Raw genomic sequence first — 14,849 nt, 5'->3', positions numbered from 1 at the left:
ATGACCCAGAAACCTTCCCTGATCATCAAGCTGGCCGTGCTGGCCATCGCCGCCGCCCTGCTGTTCTGGCCGTTCCTGTTCCAGGACGTGCGCTCGATCCAGGTGGCGGCGCGGATCTGCGTCTTCATCGTACTGGTGGCCAGCTATGACCTGCTGATCGGCTACACCGGCATCGTCAGCTTCGCCCATGTGATGTTCTTCGGCTTCGGCAGCTACGGCAGTGCCATCGCGCTGGACCAGATGGGGCCGGGCTGGCTGCCCGTGGGTCTCGGCGCCCTCGCCGGGGTCGCGCTGTCCCTGGTCATCGCGGTCGCCATCGGCCTGCTCTCGCTGCGGGTGAAGGCGATCTTCTTCGCCATGATCACGCTGGCCACCGCCTCGGTCGCACTGGTGCTGGCCAGCCAGCTTTCCGGCCTGACCGGTGGCGAGGACGGCATCACCTACAAGGCCCCCGACCTCTTCAAGCCCGCCACCAAGCTCTGGCTGAACGCCGAGGGCAAGGTGGCGCAGCTCTGGGGGGTGCGGCTGAACGGCAAGCTGGCGGCCTATTACTTCGTCTTCCTGTCGTCCCTGATGCTCTTCGTGGTGATGCTGCGCCTCGTCGGCTCTCCCATCGGCACGGTGCTGAAGGCGATCCGCGAGAACGAGGCCCGCGCCGAGGCCATCGGCTACCGCGTCGTGGCCTATCGCACCTTCGTCTTCTGCATCGCCGCCGTGGTCGCCTCGCTGGCGGGGTCGGTCTACGCGGTCTGGCTGAAGTACACCGGCCCCGAGACGGCGCTCTCCTTCGACATCATGATCGACATCCTGCTGATGGTCGTCATCGGAGGCATGGGCACCATGTGGGGCGCGGTGATCGGCGCCACCCTGCTGGTGCTGGCACAATACTACCTGCGCGACCTGATGGGTGCGGCCGCCGAGGCGCTTTCCGGCCTGCCGCTGCTGCCCGAGATCCTGTCGCCCGACCGCTGGCTGCTCTGGCTCGGCATCGTCTTCATCCTTCTGGTCTACTTCTTCCCCAAGGGGATCGTCGGCACCCTTTCGGCCAAGGGAGCGCGCTGATGTCCCCCCGTTTCAACTTCATCCCGGTCCTGGATCATGAGCTGCATGTGGCCGAATGGGGCGACCCCGCCGCGCCGCCGCTGGTCATGTGGCATGGCCTCGCCCGCACCGGCCGCGATTTCGACGAACTGGCCGAGGCGCTGTCGGATCGCTACTTCGTGCTCTGCCCCGACACCATCGGGCGCGGGTTGTCGAGCTGGTCGATCAACCCCGCCGCCGAGTACTCGGTAGAGTATTACGCCGGCATCGCCACCGACATGCTGGACCGCTACGGGATCGAGAAGACCGCCTGGCTGGGCACCTCGATGGGCGGGCTGATCGGGATGCGCATGGCCTCGGGGCCGCTGGCCGCGCGCCTCTCGGCGCTGGTGATCAACGACATCGGCCCAGAGATCCCGCAAGAGGCCATCGACCGCATCCTCTCCTATGCCGGCACCTCGCCCGAGTTCCGCTCGGTGACCGAGGCAGAGGTTTGGTTCCGCAGCGCCTACCTGCCCTTCGGCCCGGCGGGTGACCGCTTCTGGCGGCGCATGGCGCGCAGCTCTGTCCGGCGGCGCGGCAACGGCATGTTCACCCTGCACTACGATCCGCGCATCACCATCCAGTTCACCGCCTCGGCGGAAGAGCTGACCACCTGGGACCGCTGGGAGCGTATCTCGCTGCCCGTTCATGTCATCCGTGGCGCCACCTCGGACCTGCTGACCGCGGAGATCGCCCAGAAGATGACCGTCACCGGCCCCCGCCCGCAGGTGACAGAGATCGAAGGCTGCGGCCATGCCCCCAACCTGTCCCGCCCCGAGGACATCGCGCTGATGCGGCAGGTGCTGGCCGATCTTGGCGCCTGAAACCCGCGTCTTCAATTGACCGGCAGGGCCTTTCCGGTGCAGGAGAGGCCCATGCTGATCTACAAGATTTTCCGCTCCGACGAATGGCAGGATCTGGTGGCGCAGGGGGAGACCTCGGGCGCGCCCATCGACCTGGCCGATGGCTTCATCCATTTCTCGACCGCCGAGCAGGCCGCCGAGACCGCCGCCAAGCATTTCGCCGGTGCCGAGGGGCTGATCCTCGCCGCGGTCGAGACCGAAGCGCTCGGTGAGGCGCTGAAATGGGAGGTCTCGCGTGGCGGCGCGCTGTTCCCGCATCTCTTCCGCAAGCTCCGGCTCTCCGAGGTCACGGCCCATTGGCCCCTGCCCCTCGTCGAGGGTGCGCATCGCTTCCCCGAGGACATGGCATGAACCTGCCGGGCGCCTTCGACCGCGCGATAGAGCGCATGGGACTTTCGGCCCTGCACCAGTTCGACCCCGAGCGCGCCCACGGGCTCTCCGCCCTGGCGCTGCGCTCTGGCATGGTGCCGCTGGCGGGCCTGGTCACCTCGGACCGGCTGCGCTGCGAGGTCGCCGGGCTGCGCCTGGCCAACCCGCTGGGTCTGGCGGCCGGGTTCGACAAGAACGCAACGCTGCTTTCGCCGCTCTCGCGCGCGGGCTTCGGCTTCCTGGAGGTCGGCGCGGCAACGCCCCGCCCCCAGCCAGGCAACCCCAAGCCCCGTCTCTTCCGCCTGACCGAGGACCGCGCGGTGATCAACCGCTTCGGCTTCAACAACGAGGGTATGGAAGCCGTGGCCGAGCGCCTCTCCCGCCGCCCCTCGGACGCGGTGATCGGCCTCAACCTTGGCGCCAACAAGGACACCGTGGAAAAGGCCGGTGACTTCGCCGCCGTGCTTGGCCGCTGCGGTCAGTACCTGGATTTCGCCACGGTCAATGTCTCTTCGCCCAATACCGAAAAGCTGCGCGACCTGCAGGGCAAGGCGGCGCTGACCGCGCTGCTGGAACAGGTGCTCGAGACCCGCGACGGTCTTGCGCGCCGCGTGCCGGTGTTCCTCAAGATCGCCCCGGATCTCGATGCCGGGGGGCTGAAGGATATCGCCGATGTGGCGCTTGCCCTGAAGCTCGACGGGGTGATAGCCACCAATACCACGCTTGCGCGCGACGGGCTGGCCTCGGCGCACCAGGGCGAAACCGGCGGCCTCTCCGGCGCACCGCTCTTCGAGCGCTCGACCCGCGTGCTGGCGCGGCTGTCGCAATTGACCGGCGGTGAGGTCCCGCTGATCGGCGTCGGCGGCGTCGGCTCGGCCGAACAGGCCTATGCCAAGATCCGCGCCGGCGCGTCTGCGGTGCAGCTCTATTCGGCGCTGGTCTACGAAGGCTTCTCGCTGATCCCCCGCATCGCCGAAGGGCTGGATCGCCTGCTGGCGCGGGACGGTTTCGCATCGGTCGCCGAGGCCGTGGGAACGGGCCGGGAGGACTGGCTGTGATCACTCTCTGGCACAACCCCCGCTGCTCGAAGTCCCGCCAGGCCCTGGCGCTGCTGGAAGAGGCGGGCGCCGAGTTCGAGGTCCGCCGCTACCTGGACGACGCCCCCTCGGAAACCGAACTGCGCGCCCTGCAGAGCAAACTCGACATCCCGGTGATCGAGATGATGCGGGTCAAGGAAGCGCTCTTCAAGGAGCTGGGCCTGACCCGCGACAGCAGCGAAGACGCGCTCTTTGTCGCAATGGCCGCCCACCCGAAGCTCATCGAACGCGCCGTTGCCATCAACTGCGACCGCGCCGTCATCGCCCGACCGCCCGAGCGCGTGCTCGACGTCCTCTGACGGAACCCGCCCCTGCGGGGCGGGGCCTCCGGCGGGAGTATTTCAGGCCTGGTGATGAGACGGGACAGGACCCGGAAGGGCTCTCTCCTTTCCAGCCAGGAGCGTGGCACGCCCATGACCAAGACGTAGGGAGCCCCTCTGTCACCCCCAATGCGCATCACCAGGCTGAAAGTACTCCAGGGGTGAATTGAGCCCGCGAGGGCTCAAGAGGGGGCAGCGCCCCCTCCCCCCTTCACACGGCCCGCGCGGCCTCTGCCTCCAGCGCCGGATAGCGCAGCGCCAGCGTCACGCCGCGCGCCACGAAGCTGATCAGCATCGCGGCCCAAAGCCCGTGATTGCCGATGAGCGGCACCAGCACCCAGAGCGCGGCGAGGTAGATCACGAGGCTCACCGCCATCATGTTGCGCATGTCGCGGGCCCGCGTGGCGCCGATGAAGACCCCGTCGAGCATCCAGGCGGTGATGCCGAAGATCGGCGTCGCCACCATCCAGGGCAGGTAGACCCGCGCCGCCTCGCGCACGGTTTCCGAGGTCGTGAGCAGGTCGATCAGCAGCCCGCCCGCCAGCGCGAAGGCCAGCGCCATGGCCAGGCTGATCGCCCCGCCCCAGATCGACGACAGCACCACCGCCCGGCGCAGGCCCGGCCGGTCGCGCCGCCCCATGGCCTGTCCGACCAGCGCCTCGGCGGCGAAGGCGAAGCCGTCCAGGGCGAAGGCGGTGATCTCCATGAACTGGATCAGCACCTGGTTGGCGGCCAGCTGGACGTCTCCGAAGGCGGCGCCCTTGAACATGAAAAGGATGAACACCGCCTGCAGCATCAGCGAGCGCAGCAGGATATCCCGGTTGACCAGCGCCATGCGCATCAGCCGTACCCGGTCGAAGACCCGCGCCCAGTCGCGCCAGGCCGGCACCCGGAAGGCGGCGCGGCACAGCCAGAAGCCAAGCGCCAGCCCGCTCCATTCGGCGATGAAGGTCGCCAGGGCGACGCCCTCGACGCCCCAGTCGAGCCCCAGCACGAAGAGCAGGTCGAGCCCGATATTGACCAGGTTCATGCCCACCTGCAGCACCAGCACCCCGCGCGTCCTCTCCTGCGCGATGAGCCAGCCCGTCAGCCCATAGATCCCGATGGCCGCGGGCGCCGAGAAGATGCGGATCTGCATGTAGCTGCGGGCCAGCCCCTCGACCTCTTCCGAGGCCGGAGACAGCCGGAAAGCGGCCCAGAAGAGCGGGTATTGCAGACAGATGATCGCCACCCCGGCCCCCAGCCCGATGATCATCGCGCGGGTCAGCAGGGCCGCGACCTCGGCCTCGTTACCCTCGCCCGCGGCATTGGCGGTCAGCCCGGTGGTGCCCATGCGCAGGAAGCCGAAGACCCAGTAGAGCGCCGACAGCACCACGGCACCGATGCCGACGGCCCCGATGGGCGCGGCCAGGCCCAGCTGGCCCACCACCCCGGTATCCACCGCGCCGAGGATCGGCACCGTGGCATTGGACAGCACGATGGGCAGGGCAAGGTTGACCACCCGCCGGTGGGTCAGCGGACCACGGGGGCCCGCCAGCGTCGCTGTGGCTGTCACGATCTGTCGTCTCCGGAAGGCATGCGGAAATGCGCGGTCACATGGGCAATGGGCCGCGAGACATTGTCCTGCCAGGCCTCGGCCCGCACCGAGGCATAGCGCCGTCCGGAGCGGGTGATCTCGGCCCGTGCATAGGCATCGCGCGGCAGGCCCGAGCGCAGGTAATCGACGGTCATCCCGATGGTCTTGGGCAGGCGCGGCAGCTTGCCCGCCGCCATCTCCTGGGGATCAAGGCGGCCCGCTTCGAGGTCGGGCCAGTAGTGGGACCAGGCGAGCCCCATCATCGCCGTCACCTCGAGAAAGGCGGCGGTGGCGCCCCCGTGCAGCGCCGGCAGCCCCGGATTGCCGATCAGCATGTCGTCATAGGGCAGGATCGCCGTCAGCTCGTCGCCGCGCCGGTCGAAGCGCACCCCGAGGAAGCGCACGTAGGGCGAGGCCGAGACCAGGGCCGTCAGCGCCGCATCGCGCCGTTGCTTGATCACCTGGACCGGTTCCGGCGCAGAGCTCTTGCGGGGCTTCATGCCTTGGCCTCCTGCTTGGTGAAGGTGAAGGCGCCCGAGGCAGTGGCCACCGGCTGCTCGCGGTCGTCATCCAGCGCCACGGCGCGGACGAAGGCCACCGAGCGTGTGACATGGTAGCATTCGGCCTCGGCGCGGATCGCCTGACCGGGGGTGGCGGGGCGCATGTAGTCGATGCGCAGATCCAGGGTCGCGGTCATCCCGGCGCTTTCGGGATGGCTCATCACCGCCGCGCCGCAGGTGGTGTCGAGCAGCGCCGAGACCGCGCCCCCCGCCAGCACGCCGGTGGCCGGGTCGCCGATCAGCTTCTCGTCGTAGGGCATGGCGAAGACCGAGCGGCCGGGAACGATCTCGACCACCTTGATTCCCAGGGCCTGCGCATGCGGCAGGCTGGAGATGAATTGCTGCGCGATGCGCAACTGCTTGTCATCGCTCATAATGGTCCTTTCTGCCCCTGCAGGCACGCTGGCGCTTCGCGGCCGCGAGACGGTTCAGGGCATGAAACCTCCGATCCGCGCCGGGCACAAGCAGCGACCTGTTGCCCTTGGGCGACTCTCGCCTTACCTTTCCTGAAGTCATCAACCAGTCCAGTGGCCCCCATGCAAGACCAGCCTGTTGCCCAGACCGCCGACACCGAGCCTCGTCTCTCTTTCAAGGAGATGTGCGAGAAGTTCGACGTGACCCCGCGGACCCTGCGCTACTACGAGTACATCGAGCTGCTGGAACCCGAGCGCCAGGGCCGGTCGCGGTTTTACACCCCGCGCGAGATCGCCCGCATGACCCTGATCATGCGCGGCCGCCGCTTCGGCTTCAGCCTTGAGGAAATCCGCCAGTGGCTGGAGATGCGCGAGCAGCAGGGCTCGGAAGCGCAGATGAAGACCTGGATCGAAATGGCGGATCGCCAGATGGGCCAGCTGGAAGAGCAGCGGGCCCAGATCGACGAGGCCATGGAAGAGCTGCGCCACCTGCGGGATACAACCAAAGCGGAACTTGACCCGCAGTAGGACCGGCGCCGGGGCGTTCTTCACATTTGGCGATCAATCCGCTCAATTTACCGCGATTGTTCCGGGTTTCCGCCGCAGACGCCACATTTACGCCCGATTCAAGCGTCAGGGACAGCATCATGCAGGTCATGGGTTAGCTGCCACTACCCCCGTACCTGCGATTCGCGGAGGTCGGGCCGCAATCGTAGGTCGTGCAGCTCTCACGGGACAGCGCCGAAAAGACACCGGTTTGCAGGGTAAGGAAATTGCGCTCTCTCCCGCACATTTCGCCTTATCTTACGTAAACCGGCATGTGACGTGACGTATGACTTACGTCAATTTAGATCGGCGTTGTATCGATGGGACGTGATCGGCATTTCCGACCAATCGATAAAAATATTGAGTGGTAGAAATGACGGACACTGAAGACCTGATGACGATCCGCGCGATGTGCGACGCCTTCCAGGTGACCCCGCGCACCCTGCGGTTCTACGAAGCAAAGGAGCTGCTCTTTCCGATCCGCGAAGGCCAGAAACGGCTCTTCACGCGCCGTGATCGTGCCCGGCTGAAACTGATCCTGCGCGGCAAGCGCTTCGGGTTCAGCCTGGAAGAGATCCGGCAACTTCTCGATCTCTATGACATGGGTGACCAGCAGCAGACGCAGCTGACCCGTACCCTGGAAATTGCCCAGGACCGTCTGGAGACCATGGAAGCCCAGCGTGCGGAGCTCGACGTCGCCATCGACGAGTTGAAAGAGCAGATGGAATGGGTGGCAAATGTCATCGCGTCCATGAAGGCGCGGGACGCCGCCGAGTAAGATGCCCGGTCTTGCCGGAGCATCGGCAAGGAAGGGAGAGAGAACATGCCCACATACCAGGGTCCCGTCGACGACCTGCAATTCGTGCTGCACGACGTGCTGAACATCGCCGACGAGTCCATTCCGGGCTATGACGAGCTGGACCGCGATTTCACCGCGGCGATCCTCGGGGAAGCGGCCAAGATCTCGTCCGAGGTCATTGCGCCGCTGAACACCGTGGGCGACCAGCAGGGCGTCACCTTCGAGAACGGCGTGGTCCGCACGCCCGAAGGGTTCAGGGAGGCATTCGATCAACTGCGCGAGGGCGGCTGGACCGGCCTCGACTGCGATCCTGAGTATGGCGGCCAGGGTATGCCCTATATCCTGTCGGTGGCCACCGGAGAGATGTTCTCGGCCGCCAACCAGGCTTTCATGATGTATCCGGGCCTGACCCATGGCGCCTATTCGGCGATCCATGCCCATGGCTCGGACGCCCAGAAGCAGAAGTGGCTGCCGAAGATGGTCACCTGCGAGTGGACCGGCACCATGAACCTGACCGAGCCCCATTGCGGCACCGACCTGGGCCTGATGCGCACCAAGGCGGAACCGCAGGAGGATGGCTCCTACAAGATTTCCGGTCAGAAGATCTTCATCTCGGCCGGTGATCACGACATGTCCGAGAACGTGGTGCACCTGGTGCTGGCCAAGATCACCGGCGGCCCCGAGGGCATCAAGGGTGTCTCGCTCTTCATCGTGCCCAAGATCATGGTCGATGACGAGGGCGCGCTCGGCGAGCGCAACGCAGTCTCCGTCGGCAAGGTCGAAGAGAAGATGGGCATTCACGGCAATGCCACCTGCGTGATGAACTACGATGGTGCCACCGGCTACCTGCTGGGCGAGGCCCACAAGGGCATGCGCGCCATGTTCACCATGATGAACGAGGCCCGTCTGGGTGTCGGCATGCAGGGCCTTTCGCAGGCCGTGGCCGCCTACCAGAACGCCGTCATCTACGCAAAGGATCGCCTGCAGGGCCGTGACGTGACCGGCGTCAAGAACCCCGATGGCCCCGCCGATCCGATCATCGTGCATCCCGACGTGCGCCGCATGCTGATGGACCAGAAGGCCTTCATCGAGGGTGCCCGTGCCTTCGGTCTCTGGGGTGGTCTGCTGATCGACAAGGCCCGCAAGTCCGAGGATGGCGAGGCCGAGGGCCTGATCTCGCTGCTGACCCCTGTGCTGAAGGGCTTCCTGACCGACGAGGGCTACCAGGCCACCGTACAGGCGCAGCAGGTCTACGGCGGCCATGGCTACATCGAGGAATGGGGCATGTCGCAGTTCACCCGCGACGCCCGCATCACCCAGATCTACGAAGGCGCCAATGGCGTTCAGGCGCTGGACCTGGTGGGCCGCAAGCTGGCGGCCGATGGCGGCAAGCCCGCCATGGCGCTGTTCCAGATGATCAAGGACTTCTGCAAGGAAGCCGCGGCCCAGGACGAGGAGATCGCAAAGGAGTTCGTGGAGCCCCTGAAGACCGCCTCGAAGCAGCTGCAGGAAGCGGCGATGTACTTCATGTCCTCGATGAAGACGCCGAACAACGCCCTGGCCGGGTCCTATGACTTCATGCACATGTTCGGCCATGTCTGCCTGGGCTTCGTCTGGACCAAGATGGCGCTGGTGGCCAAGGCGAAGATCGCCAGCGGCGAGGGCGACACCGCCTTCTACCAGACCAAGCTGACCACCGGGCGCTACTACATGGCGCGCCGCATGCCCGCCTGCGCGATGCACCTGCAGCGCATCACCTCGGGTGCCGAAACGGTCATGGCGCTGGACGCCGAAGACTTCTGAACGCGCGCGGGAGCCAACCCGCGCCTTTCCCAGCAGGGGGACGAAGGTCCCCACTCACGGGCGGACGCGCGCGCACTTGGTGCCGCGCGTCCATTTCGTTTCAGGGGGCGCATTTCAGTCACGGGGGCTTGCCTCCACCTTCCCCGCCCCGCAGGATCACCCCGTGACCGCAGGGAGATCCCATGCCCAAACGCTTCCGCCTGACCCGCCGTTTCCCGGCGGCCATGACCGAGGACGGCTACCGCCGCCTGCGCCGCTTCGCCAATGAGGCCGGCCTGACCGAGGGCGAGGCCCTGTCCTTCCTCTTCGAGAATTTCGACTCGGTGACCCACGAGGAAAACCTGACCCACCGTCTGCGGGTCTTCAATTCAGAGCTGGAAGCACGCAAGCGCTAGGGCTGACCCCAATATGGGCCCCCGCGCCTGTTGCTGCCGACCGATGCCTCCGGCGGGAGTATTTTCAGCCTGGTGATGATGGCTGCCGCGGCCCCGGCAGGGCGGCGTGGGTTTCTTCAGAGGCGAGGATCAACCCCGGCCCGCCTCACCGGATTGGCTACCGGATATATCGGACCGGGGCATCACCTTGGCGCGTCCATCGGCTCTCCAGCCTGTAACGCCCGGAGACTTTGACAGGACGTGGTTAAAAGTGCGTAACCTGCACCCATCACCAGGCTGGAAATACTCCACGGGGGTGCGGGGGTGTGAAACCCCCGCCGCGCAACAACGGCAAGGGAGCCCGACATATGACCATTCAACTGCATTGCTTCGGTGAAAGCGGCAACGCCTACAAGGCGGCCCTGCCGCTGGAGCTATCGGGCCTCGACTGGGAGCCGGTGAAGGTCGACTTCTTCAACGGTGCCGCGCGCACCCCGGAATATGCCGCGATGAACGTCATGGCCGAGGCCCCGGTGCTGGTCGACGGCGATCTGACGCTTTCGCAGTCGGGCGTCATCCAGATGTACATCACCGAGAAGACCGGCAAGTTCGGCGGAGCGACCCCCGAGGAGGCGCGCGAGGTCATGCGCTGGTGCTTCTGGGACAATCACAAGATGTCCTCGCAATGCGGCACCCTGCGGTTCCTGATGAACTTCCTGCCCGAGGAGAAGCGCCCCGCAGAGGTCATCGGCTTCCTCGGCGGCCGCGTGAAGGCCGCCTTCAAAACGCTGGACACCGCGCTGGAGGGCCGCGACTGGCTGGTGGGTGACGGGCCGACGAACGCCGATTTCTCCTGCTGCGGCTACCTCTTCTACCCCGAGCCCTTCACCTTCACCCGCGCGGACTGGCCAAATATCGACCGCTGGCTCTCCAACATCGAGGCGCTGCCGGGCTGGAAGCATCCCTACGACCTGATGCCGGGCCACCCTTCCGATCGCGGCCTCTGATCCGCACTGCGGAAAGGTTGACGTAGACCCGGCGGAACGTAACTCAAATCTACGTAACGTCGTGATGGAAATGACAGGCGGAAGGGCAGAGATTGGATGCGAACGGGAGGCGGAGGAGCCTCCCGCAATGCAAGGAAGGAGCGGAGGATCTCATGACCGAAGCCTATATCTACGATGCCCTGCGCAGCCCGCGCGGCAAGGGTCGCAAGGACGGCAGCCTGCACGAGGTGACCTCGGTCGCGCTCGGCGCGCAGATGCTGAACGCGATCCGCGAGCGCTCGGGCCTCGACGGCCATGCCGTGGAAGACGTGATCTGGGGCAATGCCACCCAGGCCTTTGAACAGGGCGGCTGCCTGGCCCGGACCACCGTGCTGGCCTCGGACCTGGACGAGCGTATCCCCGGCCTGTCGATCAACCGTTTCTGCGCGAGCGGAATGGAAGCGGTGAACCTCGCGGCAAACCAGGTCAAGGGCGGCGCCGGTGAGGCCTATATCGCCGGTGGTGTCGAATGCATGTCCCGCGTGGCCATGGGCAGCGACGGTGCCGCCGTCGCCGTCGATCCGACCGTCGCGATGGACCACTACTTCGTCCCCCAGGGCATCAGCGCCGACATCATTGCCACCGAATACGGTTTCTCGCGCGATGACGTCGACAGCTTCGCCGTGGAAAGCCAGAACCGCGCCGCCGCGGCCTGGGAAGATCGCCGCTTCGACAAGTCCGTCGTGACGATCCGCGACGTGAACGGCCTGCCGATCCTGGCCCATGACGAATACATGCGCCCCGGCACCGACATGCAGACGCTCGGCGGCCTGAAGCCCGCCTTCAAGGACCTGGGCGAGGTGATGCCCGGCTTCGACAGTGTCGCCAAGCTGAAGTACCCGCACCTGGAGGCGATCAACCACGTGCACCACGCGGGCAATTCCTCGGGCATCGTGGATGGCTCTGCGGCCGTGCTGATCGGTTCCAAGGAATTCGGCGAGAAATACGGGCTGAAGCCCCGTGCCCGCATCCGCGCCACCGCCAAGATCGGCACCGATCCGACGATCATGCTGACCGGCCCCGTGCCGGCCACCGAACGCGTGCTGAAGGCCGCGGGCATGGAGATCGGCGATATCGACCTCTTCGAGGTGAACGAGGCGTTTTCCTCGGTCGTGCTGCGCTTCATGCAGGCCTTCGACGTGGATCACTCGAAGCTGAACGTGAACGGCGGCGCCATCGCCATGGGTCACCCGCTTGGCGCCTCGGGCGCGATCATCATCGGCACCCTGCTGGACGAGATGGAGCGCCAGGGCAAGTCCACCGGCCTGGCCACGCTCTGCGTTGCCTCCGGCATGGGCGCCGCCACGGTGATCGAGCTGGTCTGATGGTCGTTGTCCGCCGTGCCGAGGTCAGGACCGACAGCGCCACCCCCGAGATCCGGGAGAGGTTCGGGCAGTATGATGCCCTGCTCTACTCGGACACCGGCGGGCTGACGCAGTTCGGTGCCTTCGTGGAGACGATCCAGCCCGGCACGCGGAGCTCCGACCGCCATTGGCACAGCGACGAGGATGAATTCCTCTACATGCTGCAAGGCTCTGTCACGGTCATCGAGAATGACGGCGAACATGTCATCGGACCCGGCGATGCGGCCTGCTGGCCCGCCGGGGTGCCCAACGGGCACGTGGTCTTCAACCATACCGATGCGCCCGCCAGCTACCTGCTGGTCGGCACGAGGTCGCAGAACGACCGCGCCTATTATTCCGAGATCGACAAGGTGCTTGTCAGAGAAAACGGCCAGCGGCGGCTGATCCGCCGCGACGGCTCGCCCTACGAGGGCCCCGAGAATGGGAGCGAGACATGACTGAATTCGCAATGGAAAAAGGCGCCGATGGCGTCGCCGTGATCACCTGGGACGTGCCCGGCAAGAGCATGAACGTGCTGTCGATGGATGGCGCCGCCGAGCTGGACGCCGCGATCACCGATGCGCTGGCCGACGAGGCCGTGAAGGGCATCGTGATCACCTCCGGCAAGGAGACCTTCGCCGCGGGCATGGACCTGAACGTGCTGGCCGGCTTCAAGGAACAGGGCGCCGAGGGTGTCTTCGAGGGCGTGATGTCCCTGCACCACCTGCTGCGCAAGATCGAGCGCGCCGGCATGGATGCCAAGACCAACAAGGGCGGCAAGCCGATTGCCTCGGTCCTGCCGGGCACCGCGCTCGGCATCGGGCTGGAGCTGCCGCTCTCGACCCATCGCATCTTCGCCGCCGACAATCCCAAGGCCAAGATCGGCCTGCCGGAAATCCAGGTCGGGATCTTCCCCGGCTCGGGCGGCACCACGCGCCTGGTGCGCAAACTGGGCGTCATGGGCGCCTCGCCCTTCCTGCTGCAGGCCAAGCTGAGCGACCCGAAGGGCGCGGTGAAGGCCGGGATCATCGACGAGGTTGCCGAGGATCCCATGGCCGCCGCGAAGGAATGGGTGCTGAACGCCAAGGATGCAGACATCCTGAAGCCCTGGGATGCCAAGGGCTACAAAGTGCCCGGCGGCGCGCCCTATCACCCGGCGGGTTTCCAGACCATGGTCGGCGCCAATGCGATGATCATGGCCAATACCTGGGGCGCCTACCCCGCGCCGAAGGCGATGCTGAGCGCGGTCTACGAGGGGCTGATGGTGCCCTTCGACACCGCGCTGAAGATCGAGGCGCGCTGGTTCACGAGCGTCATCATGAACCCCTCGTCGGGCAACATGATCCGCTCGCTCTTCCTCAACAAGGAAGCGCTGGAGAAGGGCGCGAACAGGCCCGAGGCACCGGATCAGACCGTGAAGAAGCTGGGCGTCCTGGGCGCGGGCATGATGGGCGCGGGCATCGCGCTGGTCTCGGCCCAGGCGGGCATCGAGGTGGTGCTGATCGACCAGAGCCAGGAGGCCGCGGAGCGCGGCAAGGCCTATAGCGAGAGCTACCTCGACAAGGGCATCAAGCGCGGCAAGGTGACGGCCGAGAAGAAAGAGAAGATGCTGTCGCTGATCACGCCGACCACCGATTACGCGGCGCTGTCGGATGTGGACCTGATCATCGAGGCGGTATTCGAGGACCCCGGCGTCAAGGCCGAGATCACCAAGGCCGTCGAGGCCGTCATCCCCGAGGATGCGATCTTTGCCTCGAACACCTCGACCCTGCCGATCACCGGCCTGGCCAAGGCCAGCGTGCGCCCCGAGCAGTTCATCGGCATCCACTTCTTCAGCCCGGTCGAGAAGATGCTGCTGGTGGAGATCATCAAGGGCAAGGAAACCGGCGATCGTGCCGTGGCCAAGGCGCTGGACTACGTGCGCCAGATCCGCAAGACGCCCATCGTCGTCAACGACGCGCGCTTCTTCTACGCCAACCGCTGCATCATCCCCTACCTGAACGAGGGCGCGCGGATGGTCAGCGAGGGGGTGAACCCGGTGCTGGTCGACAATGCCGCGCGTCTGCTGGGCATGCCCGTGGGTCCGCTGCAGCTGATCGACGAGACCTCGATCGACCTGGCGGTGAAGATCGCCACGGCCACCAAGCAGGCCATGGGCGACGCCTATCCGGCGGATGCCAAGGGCACGGACGAGCTGATGTTCTGGCTCTTCGAGGAAGGCCGCAAGGGCCGCAAGGCCAACGCGGGCTTCTACGACTACGACGAGAAGGGCAAGCGCACCGGCATGTGGCCGGGGCTGGAGGCGAAGTATCCTCATGCCGCCGAGCAGCCCGAGCTGGTCGAGGTGCAGCATCGCCTGATGTTCGCCCAGGTGCTGGAAGCGGTGCGCGCGCTGGAGGAAGGCGTGCTGGAGGACATCCGCGAAGGCGATGTGGGCGCCATCCTGGGCTGGGGCTTCGCGCCCTGGTCGGGCGGCCCCTTCAGCTGGCTGGACATGCTGGGCGCGGCCTATGCCGCCGACCGTTGCGACCATCTCTCGGCGACCTACGGCGAGCGCTTCGCCTGCCCCGCCCTGCTGCGCGAGATGGCCGAGAAGGGTCAGACCTTCTACAAGCGCTTCGGGCCTGCGGCCAAGGCTGCCTGAGAGGCCTTCTGAT

16 protein-coding genes are annotated in these 14,849 nt (G+C 66.3%); 13 read left to right on the top strand and 3 right to left on the bottom strand.

The window, feature by feature from the left end:
* Genes CRO50_RS07865 through arsC form a run of 5 tightly spaced genes read left to right on the top strand, consistent with a single transcriptional unit; the run spans window position 1 to window position 3,711 of the window.
* Window positions 1–1,062 (top strand): branched-chain amino acid ABC transporter permease, encoded by a 1,062-nt coding sequence (locus tag CRO50_RS07865; protein WP_097145317.1) that lies wholly within the window; start codon window positions 1–3, stop codon window positions 1,060–1,062.
* A complete protein-coding gene (locus CRO50_RS07860; RefSeq protein WP_232617732.1) occupies window positions 1,062–1,907 on the top strand; it encodes an alpha/beta fold hydrolase in 846 nt (281 codons plus the stop codon). Before CRO50_RS07865 ends, CRO50_RS07860 begins: the two co-directional genes overlap by 1 nt.
* Before the next feature lie 51 nt (window positions 1,908–1,958).
* The gene (locus CRO50_RS07855; RefSeq protein ID WP_097145316.1) at window positions 1,959–2,297 is read left to right on the top strand and encodes a DUF952 domain-containing protein; all 339 of its coding nucleotides are present in this window, start codon (window positions 1,959–1,961) and stop codon (window positions 2,295–2,297) included.
* A complete protein-coding gene (locus CRO50_RS07850; RefSeq protein WP_097145315.1) occupies window positions 2,294–3,373 on the top strand; it encodes a quinone-dependent dihydroorotate dehydrogenase in 1,080 nt (359 codons plus the stop codon). Before CRO50_RS07855 ends, CRO50_RS07850 begins: the two co-directional genes overlap by 4 nt.
* Window positions 3,370–3,711: an arsenate reductase (glutaredoxin) gene (gene arsC / locus CRO50_RS07845; RefSeq protein WP_097145314.1), complete on the top strand. Its 342-nt coding sequence runs from the start codon at window positions 3,370–3,372 to the stop codon at window positions 3,709–3,711. The genes CRO50_RS07850 and arsC overlap by 4 nt, the downstream gene beginning before the upstream one ends.
* A 232-nt stretch (window positions 3,712–3,943) precedes the next feature.
* On the opposite strand, the gene CRO50_RS07840 is transcribed toward arsC, so the two are convergent.
* Genes CRO50_RS07840 through CRO50_RS07830 form a run of 3 tightly spaced genes read right to left on the bottom strand, consistent with a single transcriptional unit; the run spans window position 3,944 to window position 6,242 of the window.
* A complete protein-coding gene (locus CRO50_RS07840; protein ID WP_097145313.1) occupies window positions 3,944–5,287 on the bottom strand; it encodes an MATE family efflux transporter in 1,344 nt (447 codons plus the stop codon).
* On the bottom strand, window positions 5,284–5,808 hold the full coding sequence (locus CRO50_RS07835; protein WP_097145312.1) for a PaaI family thioesterase: 525 nt from the start codon (window positions 5,806–5,808) through the stop codon (window positions 5,284–5,286). The genes CRO50_RS07840 and CRO50_RS07835 overlap by 4 nt, the downstream gene beginning before the upstream one ends.
* Window positions 5,805–6,242, bottom strand: coding sequence for a PaaI family thioesterase (locus CRO50_RS07830; protein ID WP_097145311.1), 438 nt, complete (start codon window positions 6,240–6,242; stop codon window positions 5,805–5,807). Before CRO50_RS07830 ends, CRO50_RS07835 begins: the two co-directional genes overlap by 4 nt.
* Before the next feature lie 162 nt (window positions 6,243–6,404).
* Here CRO50_RS07830 and CRO50_RS07825 point away from each other — a divergent pair, with 162 nt between their 5' ends.
* The 8 genes from CRO50_RS07825 to CRO50_RS07790 all read left to right on the top strand — a co-directional run bounded on the left by CRO50_RS07825 (window position 6,405) and on the right by CRO50_RS07790 (window position 14,836).
* The gene (locus CRO50_RS07825) at window positions 6,405–6,809 is read left to right on the top strand and encodes a MerR family transcriptional regulator (protein WP_097145310.1); all 405 of its coding nucleotides are present in this window, start codon (window positions 6,405–6,407) and stop codon (window positions 6,807–6,809) included.
* A gap of 391 nt (window positions 6,810–7,200) precedes the next feature.
* A complete protein-coding gene (locus CRO50_RS07820; RefSeq protein ID WP_097145309.1) occupies window positions 7,201–7,605 on the top strand; it encodes a MerR family transcriptional regulator in 405 nt (134 codons plus the stop codon).
* Window positions 7,606–7,650: 45 nt separating this feature from the next.
* Window positions 7,651–9,429: an acyl-CoA dehydrogenase C-terminal domain-containing protein gene (locus CRO50_RS07815; protein ID WP_097145308.1), complete on the top strand. Its 1,779-nt coding sequence runs from the start codon at window positions 7,651–7,653 to the stop codon at window positions 9,427–9,429.
* 182 nt (window positions 9,430–9,611) lie between these two features.
* Window positions 9,612–9,824, top strand: coding sequence for a hypothetical protein (locus CRO50_RS07810; protein WP_097145307.1), 213 nt, complete (start codon window positions 9,612–9,614; stop codon window positions 9,822–9,824).
* 347 nt (window positions 9,825–10,171) lie between these two features.
* Window positions 10,172–10,810, top strand: coding sequence for a glutathione S-transferase family protein (locus CRO50_RS07805; protein WP_097145306.1), 639 nt, complete (start codon window positions 10,172–10,174; stop codon window positions 10,808–10,810).
* A gap of 152 nt (window positions 10,811–10,962) precedes the next feature.
* Window positions 10,963–12,174 carry an acetyl-CoA C-acetyltransferase gene (locus CRO50_RS07800; RefSeq protein ID WP_097145305.1) on the top strand — a complete coding sequence of 404 codons (1,212 nt, stop codon included), beginning with the start codon at window positions 10,963–10,965 and terminating at the stop codon, window positions 12,172–12,174.
* On the top strand, window positions 12,174–12,650 hold the full coding sequence (locus tag CRO50_RS07795) for a cupin domain-containing protein (protein ID WP_097145304.1): 477 nt from the start codon (window positions 12,174–12,176) through the stop codon (window positions 12,648–12,650). Before CRO50_RS07800 ends, CRO50_RS07795 begins: the two co-directional genes overlap by 1 nt.
* On the top strand, window positions 12,647–14,836 hold the full coding sequence (locus tag CRO50_RS07790; protein ID WP_097145303.1) for a 3-hydroxyacyl-CoA dehydrogenase NAD-binding domain-containing protein: 2,190 nt from the start codon (window positions 12,647–12,649) through the stop codon (window positions 14,834–14,836). Before CRO50_RS07795 ends, CRO50_RS07790 begins: the two co-directional genes overlap by 4 nt.
* Window positions 14,837–14,849 lie beyond the last annotated feature (13 nt).

Origin of the sequence: Pseudooceanicola antarcticus (assembly GCF_900215355.1) — a bacterium.
Classification (GTDB): domain Bacteria; phylum Pseudomonadota; class Alphaproteobacteria; order Rhodobacterales; family Rhodobacteraceae; genus Pseudooceanicola; species Pseudooceanicola antarcticus.
Note: the sequence above shows the minus strand (reverse complement) of the source record. Positions and strands in the feature narration are given on the sequence as shown.